The sequence below is a fragment of the Suttonella sp. genome (genome assembly GCF_056855035.1).
Window position 1 is genome coordinate 1 of sequence record NZ_JBXGGR010000018.1, and the last position, 10,132, is coordinate 10,132.

8 protein-coding genes are annotated in these 10,132 nt (G+C 52.7%); 1 reads left to right on the top strand and 7 read right to left on the bottom strand.

Features of this window, described 5'->3' with window-relative positions; translation table 11 throughout:
* Positions 1–394: 394 nt before the first annotated feature.
* The 7 genes from ACJHVI_RS01795 to tal are packed head-to-tail and all read right to left on the bottom strand — an operon-like array spanning position 395 to position 8,915.
* Positions 395–976: a DUF2167 domain-containing protein gene (locus ACJHVI_RS01795; protein ID WP_483182867.1), complete on the bottom strand. Its 582-nt coding sequence runs from the start codon at positions 974–976 to the stop codon at positions 395–397.
* A complete protein-coding gene (gene rnt / locus ACJHVI_RS01800; protein ID WP_483182868.1) occupies positions 948–1,595 on the bottom strand; it encodes a ribonuclease T in 648 nt (215 codons plus the stop codon). Before rnt ends, ACJHVI_RS01795 begins: the two co-directional genes overlap by 29 nt.
* Positions 1,596–1,608: 13 nt before the next feature.
* A complete protein-coding gene (pgsA, locus tag ACJHVI_RS01805) occupies positions 1,609–2,169 on the bottom strand; it encodes a CDP-diacylglycerol--glycerol-3-phosphate 3-phosphatidyltransferase (protein WP_483182869.1) in 561 nt (186 codons plus the stop codon).
* A 31-nt stretch (positions 2,170–2,200) separates the two neighbouring features.
* Entirely contained in the window at positions 2,201–4,021 is a 1,821-nt protein-coding gene (gene uvrC, locus ACJHVI_RS01810; protein ID WP_483182870.1) for an excinuclease ABC subunit UvrC, read from the bottom strand.
* 23 nt (positions 4,022–4,044) lie between these two features.
* On the bottom strand, positions 4,045–4,785 hold the full coding sequence (gene kdsB / locus ACJHVI_RS01815; protein ID WP_483182871.1) for a 3-deoxy-manno-octulosonate cytidylyltransferase: 741 nt from the start codon (positions 4,783–4,785) through the stop codon (positions 4,045–4,047).
* Positions 4,778–4,978, bottom strand: a complete 201-nt coding sequence (locus ACJHVI_RS01820) for a Trm112 family protein (RefSeq protein WP_483182872.1) — start codon at positions 4,976–4,978, stop codon at positions 4,778–4,780. The genes kdsB and ACJHVI_RS01820 overlap by 8 nt, the downstream gene beginning before the upstream one ends.
* A complete protein-coding gene (gene tal / locus ACJHVI_RS01825) occupies positions 4,965–8,915 on the bottom strand; it encodes a transaldolase (protein WP_483182873.1) in 3,951 nt (1,316 codons plus the stop codon). The genes ACJHVI_RS01820 and tal overlap by 14 nt, the downstream gene beginning before the upstream one ends.
* A gap of 287 nt (positions 8,916–9,202) precedes the next feature.
* Between tal and ACJHVI_RS01830 the strand changes: the two genes are divergently transcribed.
* Positions 9,203–9,979 carry a cell division protein ZapD gene (locus ACJHVI_RS01830; protein ID WP_483182874.1) on the top strand — a complete coding sequence of 259 codons (777 nt, stop codon included), beginning with the start codon at positions 9,203–9,205 and terminating at the stop codon, positions 9,977–9,979.
* The last annotated feature ends 153 nt before the right edge of the window (positions 9,980–10,132 follow it).

The following is a 10,132-nucleotide window of genomic DNA, read 5'->3' on the forward strand; positions in this document are numbered from 1 at the left end:
AGCTTGTCATTGCGGCATGGGAAAGGAGAATAAGGTTAAGTTTATAAAAGATTATTTTGCTTAAAAAACGCTAGATAGCACCTATTTTGTCCCTTAGGGCTAAAGAACTCGAAAACAGCACCTAAAATGTCCCTTTGCCCAGAATGGCTGTTTTCATGATTAAATACTCCTCATACAAAAAGCCCTTGGGCTCGGCATTTTCGCTATGAATAAGAAAATGCGTACTACCAAGGGCGTTATTTCCTCTCATTCTAAGAAGAAATCAGATGGTTGTCAAAAAATTTTTAGGTGCAATATTCAGCAAGCCCAGACCGCCCTCAAATCCGACATCTTTATGATTTAAGGCAATGTTTTCAAGAAATAAAAAGTCGGATACCAGTATCCAACCTAGTTTTTAGATAAAGCGGTTCATCAGCATAAGGTTCGCCAGCGTGCCTTCCGCCTTGCGGTCGCGGTTGGGATTGTATTGCCGGTAGTTCCATGCACTGTCGTAGCGGTATTGCCAGCCGTTGAAATTGAGTTGGTCTTGCGGCATGCCGACAAGGGTCAGAATCAATACGCCGTCGCGCAGCAGTTGCATGCGGTAGAGATTGACTGCCGGCAGGTCGCCGAAGCGCAGTTCCACGCCGTAATCGAGTACATAATGTTGTTCGTCAAAGCGCGGTTTGAGGGCAAAGCCTTTCCAGCGGACTTTTTCCGCTTCGGAGAAGCCGTTTTCTTGGTTCATCATTTGCAGGTCTTCATTAGCTTTTTGAATCAGCACCTGTTCGTTGATTTGCTGCAATGAGGGGTTTTCGATATAGCCTGTTTGGCGGTATTCCAATAGCGCGAATACGCCTTGCGCGCCGTTTTTGCGCGCCACGGCGAGGATGTTGCGCCCCAGTTCTTGTCCGAATTCCGCTTGAATGAATGCGTTTTGCTCGGCGGGCTTGAGTACTGTCCAGCCCTCAGGGGCTATCAGGGTCGCTTGCTTCATAAAATGGCAGTTCTCCGTATTTTTCAGACCATAGATTAACGATGCGGCAGAAGATTTCCGCCGTGAGTTCGGTGTCGTATTTGGCGCCGTGCGCGCGGCTGCTGTCGTATTCCAATCCCGCTTGGCGAGCAATGCGTGCCAATACGGTTTGCCCGTATGCCAATGCGCCGAGGGAGACGGTGTCTAGGGCGCTAAAGGGATGGAAGGGGTTGCGGTCGTATTTGGTGCGCTCTGCAAGGGCGTTGATAAAGCCCAGATCAAATTGGGCGTTGTGTCCGACTAGGATGCTGCGCGTGCATTGCTGGGCTTTTTGGTATTCGCGGATGGCACCGAAGAGTTTGTCTGCAACTTTGGCTTCGTCCAGAGCGGGGCGCAGGGGATGAGAAGGGTCAATGCCCGTGATTTTAAGGGATTCGGGGTCGATATTGGCGCCTGCAAAGGGCTTGACGTGATAATGCAGTGTGTCCACAGGCACGAGTTTGCCTTCGGCATTAAAGTTCACAAAGACGGCGGCGACTTCTAATAGGGCGTCTTTGCTGCGGTCGAAGCCGCCTGTTTCCACATCGACGACAACGGGCAAAAAGCCACGAAACCGCCGGTTAATTTTTCTTTCTGTCATGCGCTCCTGCGCTTTATTTCGTTTGATTGAGGGCTTGCCATGCCTGCTGGGTGTAGAGGAACATGGAGTATAGGGTTAAAGCGGCGGCGATAATCAGCAGCACTTGTCCGATTTGCCAAATGGGCAGACCGATAAAGGGTTCGCGGAAGATTAAAAAGCCTAATGCCAGCATTTGGACGGTGGTTTTCCATTTGCCGACTTTGCCGACGGCAACGACATCACGCATGTTCATCGACGCCATCCATTCACGCAGGGCGGAAATCCAGATTTCGCGTGCGATGATGATGAGGGTGCAGAGCAGCAGCCATTGCTCGGGGAAGTGCGAGAGGACGATGACCAAAATCACGCAGACCATGAGTTTATCCGCCACAGGGTCGAGAAAGGCGCCGAAAGCGCTGACTTCCTTCATGCGCCGCGCCAGATAGCCGTCGAAATAATCGGTCACGCAGGCAATGACATAGACCCATAAGGCCAGCCATTGTCCCCATGATTCGGGATGGCAATAGTAAAAGAGCGCAAAGAGCGGTATTAAGACAACGCGCAATATAGTGAGTTTGATAGCAAGACCTGCCATGATTCATCCTTTTTCCCTTGAATGCTTTATTTCAGCCGTTTTCATGCAAGCTGGCATAAATTTCCTGCGCAAGTGTAGCACTAATTCCTTGAACGCGCGAAATCTCTTCGCTGCTCGCCGCCAAGACGCCCTGTATGCCGCCGAAATGGCGAATCAGGGCTTGGCGGCGTTTCGCGCCTACGCCGGCGATGTTTTCCAAGACCGATTGCTTGGCTTTTTTATCGCGTCCGCTGCGGTGTCCTGTGATGGCGAAGCGGTGGGCTTCGTCGCGGATTTGTACGATTAATTGCATGGCTTGGCTGTCCGGCGGCAGATAGCGGGCTTGGCTTTCATGGGGAAACCAGAATTGTTCCAAGCCGGCTTTGCGTCCCTGCCCTTTGGCAACGCCGATAAGCTGCACGCCTTGAATGCCGAGTTCGGCAAAAACTTCTATTGCTTGATTGAGTTGTCCGCGTCCGCCGTCGACAAAGAAGATATCCGGCATGATGCCTTCGCCGTTTTTCAGACGCGTGAAGCGGCGCATGAGCATCTGCCGCATAGCGGCATAGTCGTCGCCGGGCTGAATATCTTGAATTTTATAGCGGCGATAGTCGGATTTCAGCGCGCCGCGATGGTCGAAGACAACGCAGGAGGCAATGGTATATTCGCCCTGCATATGGCTGATATCGCCGCATTCGAGGCGTTGAGGAATCGACGGCAAATGAAAGGCTTCGGCAAGAGCGCGAAAGCGGTTTTCCATCGTCATTTTGCCCGACAAACGCAGGCTAAGGCTCATTCTGGCGTTTTCCTGCGCCATTTCCAGCCAGCGGCGGCGGTCTTCGCGCGGCTGGGTGCTGAATTGTACTTTGCGCCCCGCTTTTTCGCTTAAATAATCCATCAGCCAGTCGGCATCCGGCGGTTCATGGCTGAGTATGAGTTGCGGCGGCGGCAGACGTTCATGATAGAACTGCCCGATAAATGCCGCCAAGACTTCCGCTTCCGGCAGGGGCTCGGGCAGTTTGGGATAGAAGGCCTGCGAGCTGACATTGTGTCCGTCGCGGTAAAACAGGGCTTGCACGCAGACTTCGCCGTAGTCGCTGACCACCGCCAAAATATCGGCATCCGCCGCGCCTGCTACCATATGTTGACGCTCCGTGAGTTTGCGCAATTGCATCAATTGGTCGCGCAAACGCGCCGCTTGCTCGTATTCCTGCGCATGACTGGCGGCTTGCATGGCTTGGTCTAAGTCTTGCAGCAGGCTGTCGCTGCGTCCTTTGAGGAAATCGCGTGTGGCGGCAACGGTTTGCGCATAGTCCGCTTTGGCGATGTAGTCCACGCAGGGGGCATAGCAGCGCTCGATTTGATATTGCAGACAGGGACGGCTGCGATTGGCGAAATAGCTGTCTTCGCATTGGCGCACACGAAAGACTTTTTGCAGCAAATCCAAGGCATGGCGCACCGCCTGCACATTCGGATAAGGTCCGAAATATTCGCCCTGTTTGCGCGCGCCGCGATGCAGGGACAGACGCGGAAAAGCATGCGCCGACAGATGAATGAAGGGGTAGCTTTTATCGTCGCGCAATAAAATATTGAATTTGGGGCGATGCGCTTTAATCAGATTGTTTTCTAAAATCAAGGCTTCGGTTTCGCTGGCGGTGGCGGTGGTATCGATATCGACCACCGCTTTCATCAATGCTTGGGTTTTACTGGACAAACCTTGGCTGCGGAAATAGCTCGAGAGGCGTTTACGCAGATTTTTAGCTTTGCCGACATATAAAACGATGCCTTCGGCATCGCGCATTTGGTACACCCCCGGGCGGGTGGTGACATGGCTTAAAAAGGTTTTGGGGTCAAAACGGCGCTGTTCGCTCATCGCCATCAAAACACGCTTGCCGATTAGCCTGCGGCGGCACGCAAGAGCGCATCAACGCGCCGCACATCTTCGGGACTGTCCACGCCTGCCGGCGGCGCTTGTGCCACATTATCCACCGCAATGCGGAAACCATGCTCCAAAAAGCGCAGTTGCTCGAGCTTTTCCGCCTGCTCCAAAGGGGTGGCGGCTAATTGCGGATAGGCGCGCAGGGCTTTGCCGCGGTAGGCATAAATGCCGATATGGCGGAGGTAAGGAAAATCGCCGCCGTCGCGCGCACAGGGCAATAAGCTGCGCGAGAAATACAGGGCATAACCCTGCACATCGCTGACGACTTTTACCATATTCGGCGATGCCGGCGATTCATCGCTCTGAAAAGGCGTAGCAAGGGTGGCAACCGCCGCTTCGGGGTGGCGGATAAGACAATCCGCCACTTGTCTAATCAAAGCCGGCGGCAGCAGCGGTTCGTCGCCCTGCACATTGACAATCAAAGTATCGTCATTCCAGTCTTTTTTCTGCACCACTTCGCTTAGGCGGTGCGTGCCGTTTTCATGCGCGGCACTGGTGGCAATGGCGGCAATGCCGTATTGCGCCAATACCGCGCCGATGCGTTCGTCGTCATAAGCGACTAAAACAGGCAGACCGCTTTGGGCGGCGCGGCGCGCCGTATGCACAATCATCGGTTCGCCGGCTAATAATTGCAGGGGTTTGCCCGGCAGGCGCGTGGCGGCATAGCGGGCAGGAATAACGATTTGAATATCAGTCATCTTGTGGCTCATCAGGCGATGACAAAGATGCCAGACTTTGCGCATGCTCGGGCAGGAGCATGGCAATGCCGTTTTCAATCGGATAGCGGCGTTGCGCCGCCTGATTGATTAAATAAGCGCCGTCGCCGCTCAATTCTAAGGAATTGCCGTCAATCGGGCAGCGCAGCAAGGCAAGCAGATTATTGTCCATCATCCGCCCCCTCTTCTTTGCTTTCTTCTTGCGCGTCATTGACTGAAGATTGACGCAAGGCTTTGATTTTTCCTGATAAAGTATTGAGCAAATCGGCAAAGGCTTTTTCAAATTGCGCGATGCCTTCTTTTTCCAATTTCGCCGCAATTTTCTCCATATCGATGCCGATTTCCGCCATGCGCCGCATCAATTGCGGCGCTTCTTCTATGCGGCGCAGCAAGCTGTCGCCGGCGCGTCCGTGGTCTTTAAAGGCTTGATAGGTGGCCGGCGGAATGGTATTGACGGTATCGCGTCCGATTAATAAATCGACATAGCGGGTGTCGGAATACTGCGGGTTTTTCGTGCCGGTGCTTGCCCAGAGCAAACGCTGCACTTTCGCGCCTCTTTGCTGCAAGTCCAGCCAATCGTCATGGCTAATTCGCTCCAAGAAGTAGCGGTACGCCAATTGCGCATTGGCTACCGCCGCCCGTCCGCGCAGAGCGGCATGTTCTTCCGGCAAGGCTTCGTCAATCGCACTGTCAACGCGGCTGACGAAGAAGCTCGCCACCGAGCGCAGGTAATCAATCGATTCGCCAGCCGCCACGCGCGCTTTCAAGCCGTCGATATAGGCTTCCAGCACTTGCTGATAACGCGAGACGGAGAAGAGCAAAGTGGCATTGATATGCACGCCTGCCGCCGTCAGTTCGCGAACGGCGCGCACACCTGCTTCGGTCGCCGGCACTTTAATCATCACGTTTTCGCGTGCTACTTTGGCAAACAGGGCTTTAGCTTCGGCAATGGTTTTTTCGCTGTCATGAGCAATATCGGGCGAGACTTCCAAAGACACCATGCCGTCCACACCGCCTGTGCGCTCAAATACGGGCAACATTTGGTCGCAGGCCATTTGAATGTCTTCGATTGCCAAGGCGAAGAAAGCATCGCGCACGCCGCCGGTATTGTGTTCCAGCCAGTGCTGCAAGGCTTGGTCATAACCTTCGCTTTCCGCCAGCGCTTTTTGGAAAATCGCCGGATTGGAGGTTACGCCGCGCAAATCGTCTTCTTCAATCAGACGTTGCAATTCGCCGTTTTTAAGCATGGCGCGGTGGATATTGTCATACCAAGCGCTCTGCCCGAATTGCGCCAATTGCTGTAGGGGATTGGCTTTTGCCGCAATGACTTCTGTAGCTTCTACCGCTTCTTCTTTCACTTGGACAGCAGCTTCTTCCTCAGTTACTGCATTTTCCACTTCAGCGACCGTTTCTTCGCTGCTTGGCTCAGCTTGCTCAAGCGGAGCGGCGGTTTCAGCCGTTTCTACCGCTTGCACAGGCTTTTCTTCCTGCACTTCTGGGACTTGCGCTTCGGCAGTTTCGCTAAGCGTTTCTGCCGCTACGGATTCGGCAGGGATTTCCGCCTCGGCTTCTGCCGCCTGCGCCGCTTCTGCTGCCGCTTTTTCTGCGGCGGATTTTCTTGTGCGGCGCGTCCGTGTTTTTTTCGCCAGCACTTCGGCAGCTTCCGCGTTTTCGCCGACGGCTGTTGCGGCGCTTTCATTCGCTTCTGCGACTGCATCCGCCGCTGTTTCTATCGTTTCGACTGCTTCTGTAGCCGCTTCTTCTGCCGCGGTTTCCGCTGTCGGCGCAGTTTCGCTGTCGCTTAAAAAGCTCACCAAACCCGGCTGGGCGGATTTGACGGCAGGGGCTTGCGGCGCCAGCTCTTGCGCTTCTACGGCTTCATTGTGTTGGGCAGGAGCAAAAGGCAAATCGGCTTGCAGATTTGCCGGCACAGCGGTTTCCGCTTCCACTTCATAAGCCGCTTGCTGCTCTTGGGCGGCACGGCGGGTTTCAAGCGCTTTGCCTTGTCCGCGTACCGCATGCACGTCACGCGGACGACCTTTGCCGACGGCACGTCCGTTAATCGTTTCTGGCGGATTTTGCAATTGCTCGATGCTCGGATTCACATCATCTTGCACCGGCTCGGCTTTGGCGCGACGGCGATTGCTTTTCTCTTCGCGCGGCAGGTTTTCCGCAGCAGTATTTGGCTCAGCACGCTCTTGCGCAGCAAGTTTCTCAAGCACCTGCGTTTCTTGCTGACGCTGACGTTCGCGCCGCGGCTGACGGCGTTCTTCATCGCGGCTTTCTTTCTCGCCGCGCGTTTCTTGGCGTTCTTGACGCGCTTGCCGCTGACGGTCTTGACGCGGCTGACGATTATTTTTTTCTTTGTTTTTTACTTGTTCGCGCACTTGCTCGGCATTAGGTGCAGCACTGCCGCTGTCTTTAAACAAGGCAACGACTTTCGAAAACAGAGCGGACAGACCGCCTTTCTCGCGTTTTTCCGCTTTTTCGGGCTGCTGCGGCGCAGGGGCGCGTGGCACAATATTCGATACCGCCGCCTGCTCCGGCACAGGCATGTGTCCGTGCTGAAGCGGCGCGTCTTCACTGCTTTCATGGCGCAGCGGCATGCGGTAGCTTGGAATCCGCTCTTCATCGACCTCGTCATCGCGCACACGCTCGATGTAATAATCCGGCGTATGCAAATTCACGTTCGGCATCAAAACGATATCCACTTCATGACGCTGCTCGATGCCGCGCAGGGCGCTGCGTTTTTCATTGAGCAGATAAGTAGCAATCGAAACCGGCAATTCGCCGAAGATGCGCACGGTGCGGTCTTTCATCGCCTCTTCTTCAATCAGGCGCAGAATCGACAATGACTGCGACTGAATGCCGCGGATGCTGCCCTGCCCTTTGCAACGCGGACAGACTTGATGGCTGGCTTCGTCAATTGAAGCGCGCAGACGTTGACGCGACATTTCCAATAAGCCGAAGCGCGAAATCCGCCCGATTTGCACACGCGCACGGTCGATGGTAGTGGCGTCATACAGACGCTGTTCAATATCTTTGCGATTGCGCTGCGAGAGCATGTCGATGAAATCAATCACAATCAGTCCGCCAAAATCGCGCAGGCGCATTTGGCGGGCAATTTCGTCCGCCGCTTCCAGATTGGTTTGATAGGCGGTTTCTTCAATATCGCCGCCTTTGGTGGCTTTGGAGGAGTTGATGTCAATCGAGACCAAGGCTTCGGTGTAGTCAATCACAATCTCGCCGCCGGAAGGCAGTTTGACGGTGCGCTGATAGGCGCTTTCGATTTGTCCTTCGATTTGATAGCGGGTAAAGAGCGGCGTGGTATCTTCGTATAATTTGAGTTTGTTCGCGCTGGAGGGCATGACCAAATTCATGAAATCCAAGGCTTGCTGATAGACGCGCGGGTCATCAATCAAAATCTGCGCAATATCGGGGCGCAGATAATCGCGCAAAGCGCGCACGATAATATTGCTTTCTTGGTAAATAAGGCGCTGCGGCGGACTTTTGACGTATTCTTCGCTAATCGCCGTCCAGACTTGCATGAGGAAATCCAAATCCCATTGCAGTTCTTCCTGCACGCGTCCGACCCCTGCGGTGCGTACAATGACGCCCATATCGTCCGGGATTTCCAATTGGTCTAAAGTATCGCGCAATTCTTTGCGTTCATCGCCCTGAATGCGGCGCGAGACGCCGCCAGCGCGCGGATTATTCGGCATCAGGACTAAGAAACGCCCTGCCAGACTGATATAGGTCGTCAGCGCCGCGCCTTTGTTGCCGCGCTCTTCTTTTTCAATCTGCACCAACACATCTTGCCCGACTTCGAGCATGTCTTTCATGCCGAGCTTTTCGCCTTGGGTATTGGTGGAGCCGATCAGATATTCTTTGGCGATTTCCTTAAAGGGCAGAAAGCCGTGTCTTTGGCTGCCGTAATCGACAAAAACGGCTTCTAAAGAGGGCTCAATCCGTGTGATTTTGCCTTTGTAGATATTGGATTTTTTCTGGGCGGAATAGAGGGTTTCCATATCCAGATCGTAGAGTTGCTGGCCATCGACCAGCGCCACGCGCAGCTCTTCGTGCTGCGTGGCATTGATAAGCATCTTTTTCATTATTTTGAATTCTCCGAAGACCGGCAAACGCTCTCAAGGCGCTTTTTGCCGGCGATAATAGGTTAAGTACACAATAGAAATAAGCATCAAGCCATGCAAAAACAAGTCGATAGCTTAATACTTTAAAAAATCTGTCGTTTTCAAACGTGTGTAACACGAAAAAATTCCGTTTATAGGTGTGGTATTGAGAGGCTAAACTATACCAATTTGAGCCGACATAGGCAATTCCAATGCTTGCCCTGCCCCGCTTCTTATGACAGGATAGGCCGCAAAATAAAGGATGTACCATGAAAAATAACCAAATTGAAGCAGAGCGTTATGTTTACGAACATCCGCTTTCCGAACGCATGCGCCTATTCATGCGCCTTGAAAGCATGTTCGAGCAAATGCGTCTGTTTCACAAAGCCGATGAATACTATTCGATTCAGCTTTTTTTAGATGCTTTATTCGATGTCTTGGATTTTCTCCACCGCTATGAAATCCGTGCGGAAATTCTCAAAGAATTACAGCGCTTAAGAATTTTACTGGCACGCGAAATCGAACATGTGCATATCCATTGCCGGCATGACGAAGATATTGACCGCAGTCTCATTGAGATTCACGACATGAATTTCAATCCGATTAGCGCCTTGCGCGAGAATGAATTATTTAACAGTCTGCGCCAACGCAATTTCAATCAGAGCGGCAACTGCTTGTTTGAAGTGCCGGCCTATCAATTTTGGCTGGCAAAAAATTGCGAGCAGGAAAACGGTTTTCTGCCCTACTGCTATTCATTATTTTCTCCTATTGCCAAAGCCATCGGCTTAATTTTGACCTTAGTGCGCTGCGGTGCGGCGATTAGCGAAGAGGAAACCGATGACGGCATGTTCCTAAAAACTTTGGAAAAAGATAAGAAAAATCATCTGCTGCGCATTCATCTTGCCCCGCAATATTCGGTTTTTCCGCGCATCAGCGGCGACAATCACCGCTTTGCGATTCGTTTTATGGAGCAGCCTGATCCGCAACTGCGTTCGGCGCAAACCGAGAAGGCGGTCGCCTTCGGTTTGCAGGTTTGCGCATTATAAGGAATTGAAAAATAGGGCAAAGGGACATTTTAGGTGCTGTTTTCGAGTTCTTTAGCCCTAAGGGACAAAATAGGTGCTATCTAGCGTTTTTTAAGCAAAATAATCTTTTATAAACTTAACCTTATTGTCCTTTCCCATGCCGCAATGACAAGC